An 18,231-nucleotide genomic window follows, 5' to 3' on the forward strand; every position below is an offset into this window, starting at 1 on the left:
ATTTTTTAATCCTTCAATATCGTAAAGACCGCTTCCGCCAATAATTCCAATCCTGGGCATTTTAATTTTCTCCTTAATATTTGTAATTATATCAATTTTAAATTGAGTTTATTATAATAACAACTTAATATGATTATAAAAAAAGAAGCTGACCAGATTATAAGTTATTTGGAAGACACATCCAATTTGAAGTTCGGCAATGCGGATGCAGTCTATATCCCCAAAAATGAGGCGGAAGTTTTACAAACAATAAAGGAAGCAAGAATAAATAATACGCCTCTTACAGCATCGGGGGCAGGGACAGGAACAACAGGCGGAAGGATTCCAGTAGGCGGCGCTATCATATCGCTTGAGAAAATGAACAGTATTATTTCAATTGATAAAAAAAAATCTAAAGCCCCGATTGAGAAAAATTCTCTTGCGGGGCAAGCGGTTTTGCAAGCAGGCGTTATCTTAGACGATTTCTTAAAAGATTTAGACAGTAAAAAATTATTTTATCCTCCGTTTCCAACCGAAAGGATGGCTTTTATCGGAAGTAATGTGGCAACAAATGCTTCGGGTGAATATAGTTACAGATTCGGCGCAACAAGAAAATATGTCGAAAGAATAAGAGTTGCCCTATCAACAGAAAATATTTTAGACATAAGAAGAGGAGAATATATCGCTGACGAAAACGGTGTAATTACTTCGCCGTTTTTTAAAGTAAAAATACCCGCATATAGAAGCCCCAATATTAAAAATGCCGCTGGCTATTTTGCGAAACCAGGGATGGATTTAATTGATTTGTTCATCAGCTCAGAAGGAACTTTGGGTATTATCACAGAAGTCGAACTAAAACTTATACCCGCTTTGCCTGCTCGCAGTATTATGATTATTTTTCTTGATGAGGATAAAAAAACTTTAGCGCTCATTAACAACATAAAAAACAATAAAAAACTAAATATTTACTCAATAGAATATTTTGACGCAAATAGTTTGGGAATCCTGAAAAAAGCCCACCTAAAAAACTCTGGCGGGCAAGCTTTTCCAAATATCCCTTCCTGCCAAAGTGCCTTATATATAGAACAGGAAAAGAAAGGAATGGATATATGGCTTGAGATATTAGAAAAATATTCCGTTGTAGATACCTGGCTCGGCGAAAATGCGCGTGATTATAATAAACTAATCGATTTCAGGCATAAACTTCCCGAGCTTATAAACGAATATTTCAGAGAAATAAAACAAACAAAGGTTTCCCTTGACATTGCCGTGCCTGAAAATTATTTCCCAGAATTATTTTATTTCTATCGCGAAATGGCGAAAACAACAAAAGTTGAATATGTTATGTTCGGACATATAGGCGAAAACCACCTGCATTTTAATTTCTTCCCAAAAAACGAGCAGGAAAAAGAGCGAGCAATTGCCTCTTACATCAAAGCGGTAAAAAAAGCGGTGCAGGAAAACGGGACTGTTTCCGCAGAACACGGCATAGGCAAACTCAAACATAAATACCTTGAGATGATGTACGGCAGAGAAGGTATTATGGAGATGGTTAGAGTGAAAAAAACAATAGACCCATTCTGCTTGTTCGGATTGGACAATATCTTCCCTAAAGAATTATTGCAAGATTAAAATATAAGTTCACCGTGAAAACATATTATTAAAATGCTTTTTTCACTATATCCTGAAGAGACGTTCCCTGAATATCAATAATTTTTAATTCTCTCTCTGCGCTTTCAGGTGAATCAGAAGCATGTACTCCGTTTTTCATTATGTCATGCCCAAATTCTCTTCTTATGGTGCCGGGTTCCGCTTCAAGCGGATTTGTCGCTCCGACTTTTTTTCTTATTCTGCTAACCGCAAAGGGTCCCTGATAAACCAAAGCCAAACACTGGTTCTTTTTGCTGACAGATGTTTTACCTTCTACATCCTGTTTTATTTCATGTATATCATTCCCCGCCATAAACTTGATAATCTTTGCAAATTCAGACGACCCTTTTTCTTCTCCGAGTTTTTTTATCAAATTTCCTTTTATCGGTTGGTAAAATTCAAGCGCCTGATTTACAGACATATTCACCGCTTTAACACCTATCATTTTTAAACCGGGTCCTGCCAACGCATCGATTATCGCGCCAACTCTGTGAGATTTTGTATAGATATTGTCGGGTTTAATAAGAACCAGAGTCTTCTGAACATTCTCAAGCATTTCTTTGAATGTGGAAGTAATGCCATCTCTGTATTTTAATGTTTCATATTCCTGAACGTCCCATCCTGAAAGGATTTTTCCCCAATCTATTAAATTATCCAGTAAACCTGCGTCCGACTGGCTATATTCAGCCCACAGATTTATAACATTCTTTGCGCATTTTGCTTCGGGAACAATTATCACAACCGGCTCACTAAAACCTATAATTTTATCTTCTTTGTCCTCTATAAATTCTGCAAAAGAATTGCGCAGGGTCCCGTCAATCCTCTTACTTATATGCCCCACAATTCCCCTTATCTGTGAGATTGCGTCTTCGCCTTTAAAAAGTAAAAGCATCATTCTTTTTCTTACTTGCCCGCTAAAGCCTGAAGGGCATAAGTGGGAAGGACCTTTGTTTTTATCTATGTATTCTCTTTTAAGATAATCTTTAAACGGCTCGTCAACAATCAACTTAATATATTCCTGAATCAGTTTTTCGCTCGGAGCATACATTCTTGCTTCAAGAAGTTCTAACGGCTTTACCCCACGCGAAAAAATATCTTTTATTATATGTCCCGTTATTGAACGGTTTAATGATTTCTCAGTTATAAGAATCAGTCCTAATTCTTCATTCATTTTATTATCTTCCTATTATGTTAAGGTTTTCCGGGATACGAAGTTTCGCCATGAGTGGGATTTTCCCATTCTTCGCAAGGCACCCATTCTACATGTCCATCCAAATATAAAACATTCCCGCCTTTTTTGTGATTATCCAGAGAACCGCCGCATCCATTATCCCAAACTAACGGTATGGAAGGGCTTTCTGAAATACTATGTCCCGAATTATATTGGTAGCTGATACGAGCGCTATTTCTCCCATCCACTTCATTATTATTAATATCAGTTGGGCTTGAGTCCTTATCTGTTGGACACCAAAACACAGATGAAGTATTAATATATTGAGGATAGAGATGTTGAAGTGTCGGAGGGAATTCGTCATCGTAATCGTTTGCATGCATTTGTAGTGCTATGCCGATTTGTTTCATATTAGAAGCAGATACTGCCTGTCCTGCAACATCTCTTGCTTTACTCAATGCAGGCATCATGATCACCAGCATACCTATAATTACCACTACAGGAAGTATTACTCCTAAAAGAATCTCTTTAACATTAGTTTGTTTCTGATATTCATGAATATTGCCAGCGCTTAATCTCTGGTAAAGAGCCGCAAGCGCAAGAATAGTAAGAGGTGCTGTAACAAAAATCCCGACTCCTAAACATAACAATCCTAAAATATTTATAAGGTTGCACAGCGCCATAACAGCAAGAACTCTCCATCTATAACCTTTGGTTATATCAAAACTTGCTTTCATCGCCTGCCAAGGTCCCATGTTCTTATCTACCATGAAAAAATAAGCCAAGGAATACGCAGAAACAAGGATAATCCCGGGAACTATCAAAGCTATATAACCCAAACCTGTAAGGATAGTTATCAACAAATAAGCTCCAAGAGCCGGAAGGAAAATCTTAAATCCATCAAAAAGAGCAACAGGGCTTATTTCCTGTTTTCTTATCTTGCATAAGCAGTACCAACTCCATCCAACAACCAAAGGGCCAGCTATTAAATGGGCTGCAATTACACCTATAAGAGGTAGACTGCTAATTAAAATACTGATAATTAAATAAAGCGCTGAAGTCCCAACAATAGGCCAAAGGTTCGCCTTAAGCGTTTCCCACCCATCATTGACAACCTGCGTGGTTAATGTTCTTGCTTGCGCCGGAGGGAGTGAAAAATCTGTTTTTACTTCAGTCGCAGGAATGGCAGAAGCTGTGGCAAATTCATTTATTTCAGCAGGTTTTTTCCATTCTTCCATATCTGCAGGAGACACATCATCTTCTATGGAAATCCTATTTTCTTTAATCCACCCCTTAATGGTTTCCGTATCTGCGGGGCCATAAATATTTCCGTCTTTTGTCTTTACCTTCCATTTTTTAATATCCATTATTCCTCCTTTAGATTTTTACAGGTAAGTTCTTAAAAATGCGCTGAATCTGCGGTAATATTAAAGGTGCTTGTTTAACAAGAACGCTTGAAAACATTAAAATAATAAAAACAATTATAAGTATAAAAGGAATTAAAACTATTAAGTATTCACCAAGACTTGTTTGTAAATGTTTTTCAGATATGCGGTCTGTTCGGATACGATAATAAAGAGATGCAATTGCTATATTTGCAAGAGGCATAGTTACAATAAAACCGATACCCAGAAAGAGTATTCCAAAAAGCACGCATACCGTCTGAACCGCCAGAATTCTCCACTTGTAGCCCTTGGTAATATCGTAACTTGCTTTCATCCCTTCCCAAGGCCCCTTGTTTTCATCAAAAATGAAGAAGTAGGTAAGAAGATATGCAAAGGTAAGATAAAATCCCCAAATTCCAAAAGAAACAAAACTTGCAAGAGCAGTCAATAAAGCTATCAATAAATAGCCTCCAAGAGCGCGCCAGATATATTGTCCTTTAAATCCTTCAAAAATCGAGCCGACATTAACTTCTTCTTTACGGGCTATTCTCAAAGAATATGCCGACCATCCTAAAGTTAAAGCGGCAACAATAAGGTACCAAATAAAGTTTGTTATCAAATTGCTTATGATGATATTGACTGGGAAATTCCGAATAATCCCCATTAAAAGCATAGACCCCGCCGTAGCCACTATTACCGTCAGGAAAATCGCGCCTATGATAGACCAAATCCCTTTGGTAAGCATAGCCCGCCAGGCATCGGCTATGAGTTGAGCAGTAAGCGTGCTTTTATCATCATAAAGAGTTTCGGATAAATCTTTGGACGTTGGAATATTAACCTTGGGAACCCTCTTCTTATTTGCCGGAGTAATTTTCTTTTCTTTAAACAAGTCCTGCAATTGCGAAACTGATTTTATAATCACCCACTCTTTCGTATCTTCCATCCAAACAAAATCTTCCTCTAGGATTTTTTTTTGCTGAATCCATTGTTGTAAGACTTCAGAATCGACAGGACCGTAAAGCGCGCCAGTTTTCGTTTTTATTTGCCATCCCATAAATACCTCTCTTTTAAAATTAAATGAAAACCTCGCCGATAAATCGGCAACTACAATATTTTTAAGAAATACATGGAAATAAATTGTTTCTTACTACGTATTTCTATTGTATATCCACCGTATTTCCATGCTCGTTTTTCGAATTTATTATGTAAATATAATACTTTTTCAGCAAAAATGCTATTGATGTTATAATAACCCGTCCTCACCTCCGACATATTTATATGAGGATAAACTAATGTTAAAATTGAAAAACGATGTGATTCCCGCTGTTTTATCAACATTCTCCGCTATTCTTTTAATATTTTCTTTTACTCCTTTTAATCTTTCGTTTCTAGCGTGGTTCGCTCTAATACCTCTATTCTCTCTTTTGCCTGCCCGCCGTATTTTCTTTGAAGAACCTTCCCAAAAAATTCCGTCAAACGGAAAAGAATCATCGCCAAGAAAAATATTTACTTTTTACTACTTAGCCGGACTGGTTTTTTGGGCATATCATATCTGGTGGCTGGTTTATGTAACTTTTCTAGGTTACTGCCTTTTGGTTATTTACCTCGCATTATTTCTTGGATTTTTCGGCTTGTTTCTTAAACTTTTAACAGAAAAAACAGAGTATCCTCTGGTCTTTATCGCCCCGCCCCTTTGGGTTGTTTTCGAGCTGGCAAGAACTTACCTGTTCGTAAGTTTCCCCTGGTCTTTGTTGGGTTATTCGCAATGGCAAAATATTGCTTTAATACAAGTTTCTTCCATTACCGGTGTTTACGGCGTTTCGTTTATGATTGTTATGTTCAATGCGGCAATTGCGGATTTCGTTTTTTTAAAAACGAAAAAGCAGGCAACAAATTTACTGTTGGCTTTATTAATAATAACAGCTATAAGTATATGGGGATATGTGCCACCTTTAGACGAAGAATGCGAATGCAGAAAGATTAAAGTTTCCGTCGTTCAGGGGAACATTGCGCAGGATATAAAATGGGACGAAGAATACGCGGAAAATATCGTAAATATTTATGCCGAATTAAGTATTTATGCAAGCATAGAAAAAGGGATTTCTCTTATTGTCTGGCCCGAAACATCCTACCCGGATTATGTTGATATCCACAGTCCCTTATTTCAAAAAGTACAAAGCCTAACCGACTACTCAAACACACCACTGTTGATGGGAGCAGTGAATCGGAAAAGCGACAGAGATTATAATTCGGCATTGCTTATTATGCCTGATGGAAAAATAGATCAAATTTATAATAAAATCCATCTTGTCCCTTTCGCAGAATATATCCCGATTAAAAAATTCTTATTTTTCTTGAGTGATGTTTTTCCACAAATAGGCAATTTCAGTAAAGGTGAAGAATACACAATCTTCACAATTACCAATTACCAATCAGTTTGGTGTTCTAATATGTTTTGAGGATTTGTTCCCGGATTTAGCAAGAAGATTTACTAATAAAGGCGCTAACTTTCTGGTGGTCATTACAAACGACGCTCACTTCAGGGAATCATCCGCTTTATGGCAACACTTTACGCATTCCGTATTTAGAGCCGTAGAAAACAGAAGACCATTAATCAGAGCAGCAAATAACGGGATAAGCGGATTTATAGATTCATACGGAAGACCTATCGAAACATTGAATGAGAACGGAAAAGCAGTTGGAGTAAAGGGGTTTGCAACTAATCATATTAGTCCCGTTAGAAGTAAGTTGTCAAAGGCAATTACTGCACCTTTGGTGCAGACTTCTAACGGGATTAGTCCTTCTTACACCAAAACTTTCTATACACGATTTGGGGATTTATTTGCATATCTTAATGCCCTTTATCTGGTTGTTTTGTTAATTATTCTTGTAAAAAAGAATATTAAGAAATTATAAATCTCTTGTGATAAAATGTTTTAAAATTCAAACTACTCCTCGAAAAAATGGATATATCTTTTATTCTCCTCGTTAGCGGTCTTTTAATGGGATTGTATGTTGCCTGGAATATCGGCGCAAATGATGTCGCCAATTCGATGGCTTCAGCCGTAGGCGCAAAAGCTATCACATATAAACAGGCAATAGTAATAGCGTCTGTACTTACAATGGTCGGCGCGACATTTATCGGCTCCCATGTAACAGATACTATAAGAAAAGGGATTGTGGATCCTGCTTTTATAAAGGACCCCCAAATAGCAATAATCGGATTTATCTCCGCGCTTTTTGCCGCAGGTGTATGGATTACCTTTGCAACATGGAAATCCTGGCCCATATCTACCACTCATTCTATTGTCGGCGCGCTAATAGGGTTTGGCTTGATTTGCGGAGGTGTAGATGCCGTTAACTGGGCAAAATTCGGAGGCGTTGCGTTATCTTGGGTAACCTCACCTATATTGTCCGGAGTAATGGCTTTTTTGATTTTCAAATTTATAGTGAAATTTATTTTTAAAGCAAAAAGCAGAAAAAGAGCAGCCATAATAATATCTCCATTTATTATAACTATTACAGTTACTATCATATTAGTTGCCCTCATGTTCAGAACTTCTCTAGGCGATATGTTGCAAGGCAAATTCTTCATTGTTGTATTTGTCGCTATAGTAACCATTTTTTTCTATTGGTTATGGATAAGAAGATTCACGCAGAAAGTCGGCAAAGTAGAAAGTATTTTTAGAAGACTCCAAATCATGACTTCAGCTTATATGGCTCTCTCAAACGGAGCGAATGACGTGGCTAATGCTATGGGCCCTGTTGCCGGAATCTATTCTATAATAAAAACCGGAGCCATAGGTGCAAAAGTTGATGTCCCTATATGGCTTTTGGCTATTGGCGGGATAGGCATTTCCTTAGGTATAAGCACCTGGGGACACAAAGTTATGGAAACAATCGGTAAAAAAATTACTAAATTGAGTAATACGCGTGGATTTACAATAGATTTTTCAGCAGCGACAACAGTACTCTTGGCTTCAAAATTAGGTATGCCCGTATCTACCACACATGCAGTTGTGGGAGCAGTTGTCGGTATCGGACTTGCAAAAGGATTAGATACATTGGATTTGGGATTATTAAAGAAAATAGTTTATTCCTGGTTTCTTACAGTTCCGGTTACCGCTTTATTGACTATTCCAGTATATTTAGGTCTAATGAAGTTATTAAAACCGTGAACCAGAACAAAGTTCGGTTTGGAGCAAATATAAAAAGGATGGATTGTAGAGAGAAAAGATTCAATCTTTCGGAATTTAAATCCGGAATCCCTGCCCGACAAGATTTGGCAGGCGGGTGCAATCCCCCTTAGAAATTCTATGGAATTTCAAGGACCAAAGTCCCGGAAATCTTTCAGATTTCTCGGGGGAAATCCGAAATGTAAAAAGGGGGTTATTATTATGCCAAGAATTCCTATGTTGGGGATGTTAAGAGTTTCCCCATTTGATAAACTTTTAGAACATGCCCAAAAGACAAAAGAAGGCATGGCAATTTTAAAAGATTGTATAAAAACTTATTGCGAAGGTGATTTTGAGAAAAGCGAAAAATTAAGCCAAAAAGTTATCCAGTTAGAACACGAAGCAGACCTTATAAAAGGCAATATCACGGCGCACATGCCGAAACAAATTCTTCTTTCGGTGGATATAGGCGTATTCTTAAGACTTTTAAACGAGCAGGATTCAATTCTGGATTTTGCTGAAAATGCAGTCGTATGGTTGCATTTTAGACAAACAAAAGTTCCTGCGGAAATAAAAGATGATTTATTGAACCATCTTTATAAAGTTATAGAATGCATTGAGTCATTTGAAAAAGTGATAATACACGTAAAAGATATAGTTTCTTTGAGTAGCTCAAATAAAATGCGCGACCAGATAAAAGAAACCATCAAAGAAGTCCACTTAAAAGAATGGGAAGATGACCAGATAGGAAAAGTTTTCGCAAAGAAAGCATTTAATCTTCCTATCGACCCGTTATCCATATATCATCTGTTGAAACTGGGCAACCTCATCGGACAAATCGCCAAACACGCCGAAAATGCCGCCGATAGAGTAAGAACTATGATAGCGAGGTAGTAAATCGGTTATTGGTATTTGGTTATTGGTTTTCGGTTTTCGTTAATCTTTTAAATTGGAATTTATGAAATCGACGGTATTTTCATATTTAGCTTCAACATCATCGGGTAACGAAAGACAACAGAGAAATGGGGGTTATCGGGGTTCGGTTTTCGGAAAAGAAATGTAACAGGGGGACAGGGGGTAGCGAAGTCTGTTAAAGCTAATGTATGCTTTGCTACTCTTATATATATAATATATAATTTAAAAATAGAAAAGGAGGGAAGTTATGAAAAATTCAAATAAAGGAAAAAAGGGAATAGTTCTCAAGCCTGAGATTTCTGATGATCCCAATTTGAGTAGAGTTTATTCAAATTATGTTTCAGTTGCAACTACACCTCATGAATGCAATATAACATTTTGCCACATTGATCCCATAAGAACGTCACCCAAACTTGAAGCAAAAACAGTCGCAAAAGTAACAATTCCAAATTCTTTAGTTAAAGAGGTTATCAAAGTCATTGAATCTAATTATGATAACGCTATGAAAAAAAGCTTAAAAAAGTAATTATGATATCCAAATCTCAGTTAAATAAAATTTTATTCATTCAAAAACACATAGTAGAAAAAGAGTTATTTACTTCGGACCTATTCAAAAAGCTGAACTTCTTTTTTTGCAACAAAATTAATACTAGTCAATTCAATAATTGGTTAAATTCATGGGAAGCTACTGCTGAATTGGACCAAGACCCTGGAACATCAGAAAGAATTAAAAAAGCCTTGAAGGAAATTAAATCAAAAAGAACTCCACACAAAAGTTGGAAAGAGTTTAAACATTCCTTGGGTATTCAATAATATGCCTACTAAACAAAAAAGAGAAAATATATGGGGGGTAACTAGTCCAAGTTCTAGTTTTTTAAAATATTTCGAGTCTCATCCAGAAGACACGAAATACATTCTTGAATTCGAAACCGATGTTAGTAGAAATCCCTTTTCCCACCCAACCCCTAAGAAAATTAGACGGATTAAAAAAGAAAAAGGTCGATATCCAAAAGGAACACATCGATGGAAAAAAAAGGCTTTAAGAATTGTGTATTTTCCTGAAAAAGAAACCCATACTGTATATCCTTTAGATGCAGCTAACGCTGGAAATGCAGGATATAAAAAAAGAAGGTAATATTTTCTTATCTTAAAAATTTTTATCTGTTATTGTCAGTCGAAGCTACATCACTACTGCTATATTTACACAATAACCTATACCATTTAGAAAGAATATCTTCCAATTCATCTACTTGCTTAATTAATAGAAGAATCTCTTCCTTATTAGAAGATGTTGCTTGTAGATTACTGATTTCCCCTAAAATACGTTTAATTTCTAATGCTATCTCGCCAACGGATATTTTATTAGTAATTTCAACCAGTACATTACCATCCTCAGCTGTGATTTGCGATATATTCGTAGTAGCTGAAACACTTTTTATTAGTTCACATATTTGATTGTAATTTTCTTGAATTTTATCAATATCTATTTTAAGAGAATTAATTTGCTCTCTTCTTTTTTCAACAAAAGTTGCAACCTTTGTCTTTTCTTTTTCAATCTTTCTAAGTTTATTTCTATATGGCCATAGTTGAAAAAAGGCAATAATCTTATCCCAAATAGAAGCAAAGTTAAGAACTACTTCTTTAGGATCCCATCCTCTCAATTCGGTTGATATGATTATCGCTTTTCTAATTGTATTTGGAGTAACATATCCAATTGATAAGGAATGCGTGGTGTGACCACTTGCCAAAACATAGTTCCAATTATCACTTGTCCAAGTAATAGGTTTATATCCCTCAATAAGCAAATGACCTAATCCCAAATATGCAGTAGTAAGTTCAGTCAGTATTTCGTTTTCTAATTCCTCTGCTTCTCTTATTCCATAATGAGAAAGATAATTATGAGTATATTCGTGAGCAAGAATAGCAAGTACATGTTCAAGTTCATATTTATGTTTTTTTATCAATAATATTTCGCTACTATCAAAACCAACAACCTTATATAACCCACTTACTGGAGATCCATTTTTATCTCCAACAAGTGTTCCATCACTAGTACCCACCCATCTATTATCTGTAAGTTCCTCTATAAAAGTTATTTTTACACTTTTCAATAAACCTAAATAATATCCTATATGATCTGATACTTTTTGAAGCGATGCTTGAGAATAATTACTTTGCATGACTTCCAACGCAAATTTGCCTGGCAGAGAGTACAAGTTGTTTATTGCGGTTGGCTGATTTGGTAATTTTGTTTTGAGAAAATCAAGCTTTTCTCTAATTTTCCGAGTTGATATATCTTCTTGCATAATAAATTTAGCAGTTTATATTTTTTCGTTTTTAAAAATTTTGATTTTTACTTTGTCATTTTGCATTTTACATTTTTAATTTTAAATTGTTTGTTATCTATTCTCGTTTCTTCTTTAACAGTATACTCCTTGCTTCGCCTACCAAATATAAAGAACCGCAGACGAGAATAATATCGCGATTCGTTTTATTTTTCTTAAGCTCTTTTATCGTTGATGCAAGATTTTTGCTTGTTGTTATATTTTTGTTATAAACTTTGCCTTCTTTTCTCAATACGTTTAAAGGCACTGCTCTTTTATTATCCGGTTTGGCTAAGATTATTTCGTCGGCTAAGGGGAAAATTTCTTTCATTATTCCTTCTCTATCTTTGTCCTTTAACACGCCAAAAATCATTTTTACTTGCCCGCGCGCCGCTGGCAAAGCCTTTGGCGACGCACAGCCGAAGCTTGAAGAGCGTAGGCGGGTTGATTTCAGTTTGACTATTTCTTCTTTTAAGATTTTTGCCGCCTGCGGATTATGCGCGCCATCAAGAATAAAAGACGGTCGTTCGCCGATTCTCTCCAATCTTCCGGGCCAGGTAGTTTTTTCCAATCCCTTGTATATGTGTTCTTTTTTAATGGGGAAGCGCTTAGATAAAATTTCGGATGCGGCAATAGCTAAACTTGCATTAAGATGCTGCCATTTGCCTTTTAAATTTATTAAAACATTCGGATAAAAATCTTTTATTCCCTGAATATTTAAAAGCTGGTGCGAATCTTCTTCCTTTACCCCGCCCATAATAAAATTCTGCTCCTTGAAACTATGGGCGGGGTTAACCGAAAAATCTTTCCCGCATATAAAAATCGGCGCTTTTTTCGCTTTAGCAAGTTCAATCAAAGTATCCAGCGCTTCACCGTCGGCGCCCGTGACCAAAGGCGTTTTTTGCCGGATAATTCCGCCTTTTTCTTTAGCTATGGACGAATAGGTCTTTCCCAGATAATTTGTATGTTCAAGTCCGATTCCGGTTATTACAGAAAGGAACGGCTCGGTAACATTTGTGGCGTCAAGCCGTCCGCCCAAACCAACTTCGTAAACCGCCGCATCTATTTTTTCTTTTTTAAAATACAGGAAGGAAAGCGCGGTCAATACTTCAAAAAAAGTCGGACGGAAAAAAGAAGGACAATCGAATATTTTTTTAATTTCTTTCTTTAATTCACTTGCAAATTGAGCGAATGCTATCCTTGATATATCTTGTTTGCCTGCCTGCTTGCCGTAGGCGAGCAGGTCTTTATTTTGCAATATGCTAATTCTTTCTCTTATCGTTATAAGATGGGGGGAAGTATAAAGACCAACTTTTAATCCCGATTCACGCAATATATTGGCAATAAATGAAGCTACTGAACCTTTACCGTTTGTGCCGGCAATCAAAATGACGGGATAGGAAAGATGCGGGTTCCCAAAATGTTCAAGAAGTTTTTTGATATTGGAAAGACCTAATTTTATTCCATGCCCTTCTAAACCATATAGCCAGGTAACTACCTGTTTATAATTCATAAAAAAGAGTTTCAGGGGAAATTAATGTAAAAATTCTGAATTCTATATTTCTAACAAGGCTAAATTTCTAATTACTAATATCCAATTTCTAACAAAATTCCAAATTCTAAATTTTGCCATTATGGTATTCTGATTGGATACTCATTGGAAATTAGGAATTAGATATTGGAAATTTTTATTTTCCCTTCAAAATAATCTCCCCTTCTCCTGAAATTTTCCCTTCGCCTAAATCCGCAGAAAACTTTTTCAACATAATCTTATTGTCGCTCCAAACAAAAGAAATATTCATATTGCTCATCAGAACCGAATATAAAATCAATTCCTGTAAAATCGCTTCAAATTCTATAGGTCCGGCAGGCAAAACACCTTGGACATTAAACTGTGCCTCTGCAGGCGATTTAAGTGCAACGTAATCTTTCAAGAAAGGCAAAAAGGAAGACAATTCCTCCAACATAACACCTTTTGCTTTGACCTTTGCATCAAAAGGATATGGTAAAACCAGTTCTATAATTGCTTCCGCATCAAAAGGAGTATTCTTAAATTTACCCTTTAAAGGGCTTACCTTTAGCCTGTTATCCTTTATAATAAAGTCACCGCTAATTTCACTAATTTCTTCATCCCATTGCTGTACATAAATCTTACCCTGCTCTATGTTACCTTCGGCGCTTAAGAGAATTTCATCGGATAAGTCGGACTTATAAAATAAAAAAGATACATTAGCATATCCGTCTATGATTTTTATTCTTGTATCCGGAATCGGGACTTCAGATAACGCAATCTTTTCCCACTGCAAACTAAACTGCCAATTTGCAGGATTTTTCGCAGGCTGACATAACGCTAAAGTAGTGGAAAATATAATAAAACATATAAAAAGAATTATATTTTTAATGAGGTTTTTCACTTTTAAAGCAAAAGACCGCCAACGTTTTGATGGCAGTTACTTGCCGGTTATGTGGTCATTAATGGTTTTTTCCCGGACCTTCGTTTAACAGTCTGGGTGCGTTTTCCTGTGTTGATGTCATTTGAATATTGACGAGACAAGCGAGTAATTTTCTTTAAAGAATTTTTGCTGATAAATTTCAATTCGTTGTTCTCTACGCAAATTTCCACGTTAGCCCCGGAAGAAATTTCGCCTTTTAATATCTTGTCTGCAAGCGGGTCTTCTATAAATTTCTGTATCGCTCTTCTTAAAGGTCGCGCGCCGTAGGTTTTGTCGGCACCTTTTTTAATCAAGAATTCATTGACTTTAGATGTATGCTTTAAATTCAGTTTATGTTCTTTTAGCCGAACCTTAACCTTTTCAAGCATTATCTCTACAATCTGTTTTAAATGGTTTTTGGAAAGCGAATGGAAAACTATAGTTTCGTCCACTCTGTTTAAAAATTCCGGCTTAAAAGTTTTTTTTAATTCATCAGTCAGTTTACTTTTCATTTGATGATAGTCCGCCGTATCGTTAGAAGAAGATTGAAAACCCAAACTCGAACCTTTTGTCAGCATATCGCTTCCTATATTTGAAGTCATTATCAAAACTACATTCCTAAAATCCACCGTATGATTCAGGCTGTCGGTCAATCTTCCGTCTTCCATTACCTGCAATAGGATATTGAATACGTCCGGATGCGCCTTTTCGATTTCATCCAATAAAACAACAGAGTAGGGTTTTCTTCTTATCTTCTCAGTCAGCCCACCGCCTTCTTCATAACCGACATAACCCGGCGGCGCGCCCACAAGCCGCGAAACAGTAAATTTTTCCATAAATTCAGACATATCCAGTCTTATCAACGCATCTTCGTTTCCAAATAAAAATTCAGCCAATGCTTTGGCAAGCTCGGTTTTGCCTACGCCTGTGGGACCAAGAAACACAAATACTCCGATAGGACGCATAGGGTCTTTAAGTCCCGACCGAGAACGTCTTATCGTTTTTGCCAAAGCTACAATCGCTTCGTCTTGTCCTCTTACTCTTTTATGTATTTCTTCTTCCATATTAAGCAACCTAACCTTCTCTTCTTCCTGAAGCTGTTGTATGGGAACTCCCGTCCATTTCGATACGACTTCAGCCACATCTTTAACCTCTACCCTCACTCTTCTTTTTAGCTCTATTTCTTCTTTAAGAACCCTTTCCCTATCCCTAAGTTGCGCCGCTTTTTCAAAGTCCTGCAACCTTACCGCCTCGTTTTTATCTTTTTGAATAGAAGACAGCTTCTTTTCCAGCCCGGGATATATACTTTTCGGATTCTTTTTGAATAATTTGGTTTTTGAACAAGCTTCATCTATTACATCTATCGCCTTGTCGGGTAAAAATCTTTCGGATATATAACGTTCTGCAAAAAGAGATGCCGCCCATATAGAAGCGTCAGGAATAATAACCTTATGGTGGCTCTCATATCTTGTTTTCAACCCTTTTAATATTTCTACGGTCTCGGCAACAGACGGAGGTTGAACTATAATCTGCTGAAATCTTCTCTCTAATGCAGGGTCTTTTTCTATGTATTTCCTGTATTCGTTAGGCGTTGTGGCGCCAATACACTGCATTTCTCCTCCCGCAAGAGCAGGCTTTAATATATTAGACGCATCAATAGCACCTTCCGCGGCGCCTGCGCCTACCAAAGCATGTATTTCGTCGATAAATATAATTATATTGCTGTTCTGTCTTATTTCATTGAGGACCGCCTTTATTCTTTCTTCAAACTGTCCCCGATATTTCGTTCCCGCCACCATTAAAGCCAAATCAAGAGCGATAATCTTTTTAAACATTAAAGCTTCGGGCACATTTTCTTGAACAATTGCCTGCGCCAACCCTTCTACGATTGCCGTTTTACCTACTCCAGCGTCTCCAATAAGTACGGGATTATTCTTTTTTCTTCTGCATAAAATTTGCAAAATTCTTTCTATTTCTTTCTTCCTGCCGATAATGGGGTCTAATTTGTTTTCTCTTGCCAGTTGTGTAATGTCCCTGCCAAAAACTGCTAAAGCAGAGGTCTTAGCTTTTTTCTGCTGTTGATATGAATTGTTTTTATTAAAAGAATCACCCCCCGATGCTTGTCCGCCACCAAAAGGCAATTTCGGATCTTGAGCAGTAGTAGCAGAAGAGATAAATCCACCTTGAATTTGAACGATTTCTTCTCTTGTTTTTTCTATGCTTATACCTAAATCTCTAAGAATCTGTGCGCCTATACCTTCTTTTTCCCGCAAAATGCCAAGAAGTAAATGCTCTGTACCTACATAACTATGTCCAAGATTCCTTGATTCTTCCATTGCCAATTCCAAAACCCTTCTGGCTTTTGGCGTAAAAGATATCTCTCCTAAATTAAGAACATTGGGTCCTTTACCCATTATCTCCTCGGTCGCTTCTTTAATTAAATCTGATTGCAGATTCATTTTTTGCAAAACGGCACACGCAACGCCGGAACCTTCCCTTAGGATTCCTAAAACGATATGCTCCGTGCCTACAAAGTCATGCCTCAGCCTTCGGGCTTCTTCCTTTGCCAAAGCCAAAACTTTCCTTGCTCTTTCGGTAAATCTGTTATACATTTTCCCTCACTCCGTTCAAGTAAAATCAAAAGTCATCTGCCCTCTGTTATCTTTTTATAAATACGGTGTCCCGTCTGCATCTACAAACTTTTTAAAAGCATCGCGGATTTTATTAGTGATACTGCCAATCTTGCCGTTACCTATAGTTCTGCCGTCAATTTTTATAATGGGAATTATTTCAGCCGCAGTCCCAGTAAGGAAACATTCTTGCGCGCCAAACAAATTATATCTGGAAATTGTTTCTTCCTTTGCCTCAATCGACATTTTTTTTGCAATTTCAAGAACAATGTTTCTTGTTATCCCGCCAAGAACGCCCATATGAGTGGAAGGAGTTTTTAAAATATCGTCTTCAATTATAAAAATATTATCTGCAGTACATTCGGTTACAAATCCTTCTCTATTTAACATTATCGCTTCTTTAAAACCGGCATTTTTTGCTTCTATATTGGCCAATATATTGTTTAAATAATTCAGGGATTTTACCTGTGGTTCTAAATTCTGCGAACTGTTTCGCTGTGTGGGAACGGTAATTATCTCAATGCCTTCCTTGCACAGTTTCTCAGGATACAGTTTTATCTTATCTACAATAATAAATACAGTCGCATTTTTACACCTTTCGGGAGCAAGCCCCAAATCACCCTCGCCCCGAGTTACTACAACTCTAATATAACAATCCTTTTGCCCATTAACACGCGCTGTCTTTATAACAACTTCAACAAATTTTTCTTTTGTAAGCGGTATATCAAGGCAAATATATTTAGCAGATTTATATAATCTGTCCATATGCTCCTGCAGTTTGAATATTCTGCCGTTATATGTTCTTAATCCTTCAAAAACACCGTCTCCGTAAAGAAGACCGTGGTCATAAACGGAAACCTTTGCATCTTTCCTTGAAACAAACTCACCGTTCAAATATATTTTCTGCTCCATATTCACCCCTTTATTATAGACTAAAGACAAAAGACCATAGACCGAAGACCTTCCTGAAACCTTAATCTTTTAGTCTTTGGTCTTTTGTCTTTAGTCTGGAAAATTTGCATCTTAATTTTTTTATTATACCTCTAACAAGATTTATTTTCTATTTCGCTTATTAAATTAATCCTTCTTTCATGTCTTCCGCCTTCAAATTCAGTTGAAAGCCATATGTCAACAATCCGAATCGCCAGAACAAGTGAAATAGTCCTCTCGCCAATTGCAAGAACATTCGCATTATTGTGGCTTCTTGCCCACTTTGCAGTATCATCACTCCAACATAAAGAGCATCGTATACCCTTGACTTTATTGGCAACCATAGCTTCGCCGTTACCCGAACCACCAAGCACAATGCCATAACTTGCTTCTCCTTTAGCCACAGCTTCAGCCGCAGGTCTGACAAAATCCGGATAATCGCATGGTTGGTCCGAATTAGTGCCAAAATCAAATACCTTAATACCTTTTTGGACTAAATGTTTCTTAATCGCTTCTTTATATTTAAAACCTGCATGGTCACTTCCCAAAGCTATGGAAATATTTTCTTTCATTTTTTTCTCCCGAAGCACTACTCTGATTAAATCAGAATAGTGCGAAGTCCCTCCCCGCAGTACTCCCG

17 protein-coding genes are annotated in these 18,231 nt (G+C 36.8%); 8 read left to right on the top strand and 9 right to left on the bottom strand.

The annotated features are described in order from the left end of the window. Nucleotides 1-129: 129 nt before the first annotated feature. Nucleotides 130-1,611 carry an FAD-binding oxidoreductase gene (locus tag KAS42_04165; GenBank protein ID MCK4905418.1) on the top strand — a complete coding sequence of 494 codons (1,482 nt, stop codon included), beginning with the start codon at nt 130-132 and terminating at the stop codon, nt 1,609-1,611. Nucleotides 1,612-1,639: 28 nt separating this feature from the next. On the opposite strand, the gene KAS42_04170 is transcribed toward KAS42_04165, so the two are convergent. From KAS42_04170 to KAS42_04180, 3 genes are read right to left on the bottom strand one after another with little or no spacing between them, the layout of a single operon-like run. Then, nucleotides 1,640-2,800 (bottom strand): hypothetical protein, encoded by a 1,161-nt coding sequence (locus KAS42_04170; protein ID MCK4905419.1) that lies wholly within the window; start codon nt 2,798-2,800, stop codon nt 1,640-1,642. Nucleotides 2,801-2,820: 20 nt separating this feature from the next. Continuing rightward, nucleotides 2,821-4,167 carry a hypothetical protein gene (locus KAS42_04175; GenBank protein ID MCK4905420.1) on the bottom strand — a complete coding sequence of 449 codons (1,347 nt, stop codon included), beginning with the start codon at nt 4,165-4,167 and terminating at the stop codon, nt 2,821-2,823. Nucleotides 4,168-4,177: 10 nt separating this feature from the next. Next, on the bottom strand, nt 4,178-5,239 hold the full coding sequence (locus KAS42_04180; GenBank protein ID MCK4905421.1) for a DUF4339 domain-containing protein: 1,062 nt from the start codon (nt 5,237-5,239) through the stop codon (nt 4,178-4,180). 238 nt (nt 5,240-5,477) lie between these two features. Here KAS42_04180 and lnt point away from each other — a divergent pair, with 238 nt between their 5' ends. From lnt to KAS42_04215, 7 genes are all read left to right on the top strand, one after another. Further along, nucleotides 5,478-6,644, top strand: coding sequence for an apolipoprotein N-acyltransferase (gene lnt, locus KAS42_04185; protein MCK4905422.1), 1,167 nt, complete (start codon nt 5,478-5,480; stop codon nt 6,642-6,644). After that, a complete protein-coding gene (locus KAS42_04190; GenBank protein ID MCK4905423.1) occupies nt 6,580-7,101 on the top strand; it encodes a hypothetical protein in 522 nt (173 codons plus the stop codon). The genes lnt and KAS42_04190 overlap by 65 nt, the downstream gene beginning before the upstream one ends. A 47-nt stretch (nt 7,102-7,148) precedes the next feature. Continuing rightward, entirely contained in the window at nt 7,149-8,363 is a 1,215-nt protein-coding gene (locus KAS42_04195) for an inorganic phosphate transporter (GenBank protein MCK4905424.1), read from the top strand. Nucleotides 8,364-8,582: 219 nt separating this feature from the next. Next, entirely contained in the window at nt 8,583-9,254 is a 672-nt protein-coding gene (locus KAS42_04200) for a DUF47 domain-containing protein (protein MCK4905425.1), read from the top strand. Between the two features lie 268 nt (nt 9,255-9,522). After that, nucleotides 9,523-9,801, top strand: coding sequence for a hypothetical protein (locus tag KAS42_04205; protein MCK4905426.1), 279 nt, complete (start codon nt 9,523-9,525; stop codon nt 9,799-9,801). 2 nt (nt 9,802-9,803) lie between these two features. Next, on the top strand, nt 9,804-10,088 hold the full coding sequence (locus KAS42_04210; protein ID MCK4905427.1) for a hypothetical protein: 285 nt from the start codon (nt 9,804-9,806) through the stop codon (nt 10,086-10,088). A gap of 1 nt (nt 10,089) precedes the next feature. After that, nucleotides 10,090-10,410, top strand: a complete 321-nt coding sequence (locus KAS42_04215; GenBank protein MCK4905428.1) for a hypothetical protein — start codon at nt 10,090-10,092, stop codon at nt 10,408-10,410. A gap of 22 nt (nt 10,411-10,432) precedes the next feature. Here the strand turns inward: KAS42_04215 and KAS42_04220 are convergent, their stop codons facing one another. From KAS42_04220 to rpiB, 6 genes are all read right to left on the bottom strand, one after another. Then, the gene (locus KAS42_04220) at nt 10,433-11,581 is read right to left on the bottom strand and encodes a hypothetical protein (protein MCK4905429.1); all 1,149 of its coding nucleotides are present in this window, start codon (nt 11,579-11,581) and stop codon (nt 10,433-10,435) included. 97 nt (nt 11,582-11,678) lie between these two features. Beyond that, nucleotides 11,679-13,112 (bottom strand): bifunctional folylpolyglutamate synthase/dihydrofolate synthase, encoded by a 1,434-nt coding sequence (locus KAS42_04225; protein ID MCK4905430.1) that lies wholly within the window; start codon nt 13,110-13,112, stop codon nt 11,679-11,681. A gap of 175 nt (nt 13,113-13,287) precedes the next feature. Continuing rightward, nucleotides 13,288-14,013 (bottom strand): hypothetical protein, encoded by a 726-nt coding sequence (locus tag KAS42_04230; protein ID MCK4905431.1) that lies wholly within the window; start codon nt 14,011-14,013, stop codon nt 13,288-13,290. A 47-nt stretch (nt 14,014-14,060) separates the two neighbouring features. Next, nucleotides 14,061-16,643 carry an ATP-dependent Clp protease ATP-binding subunit gene (locus tag KAS42_04235; GenBank protein MCK4905432.1) on the bottom strand — a complete coding sequence of 861 codons (2,583 nt, stop codon included), beginning with the start codon at nt 16,641-16,643 and terminating at the stop codon, nt 14,061-14,063. 54 nt (nt 16,644-16,697) lie between these two features. Continuing rightward, nucleotides 16,698-17,573, bottom strand: coding sequence for a branched-chain-amino-acid transaminase (ilvE, locus tag KAS42_04240; protein MCK4905433.1), 876 nt, complete (start codon nt 17,571-17,573; stop codon nt 16,698-16,700). A gap of 131 nt (nt 17,574-17,704) precedes the next feature. After that, entirely contained in the window at nt 17,705-18,163 is a 459-nt protein-coding gene (gene rpiB, locus KAS42_04245) for a ribose 5-phosphate isomerase B (protein ID MCK4905434.1), read from the bottom strand. Between the last annotated feature and the right edge of the window lie 68 nt (nt 18,164-18,231).

The organism is bacterium, assembly GCA_023135785.1.
Taxonomy (GTDB): Bacteria; CAIJMQ01; CAIJMQ01; order CAIJMQ01; family CAIJMQ01; genus CAZNJA01.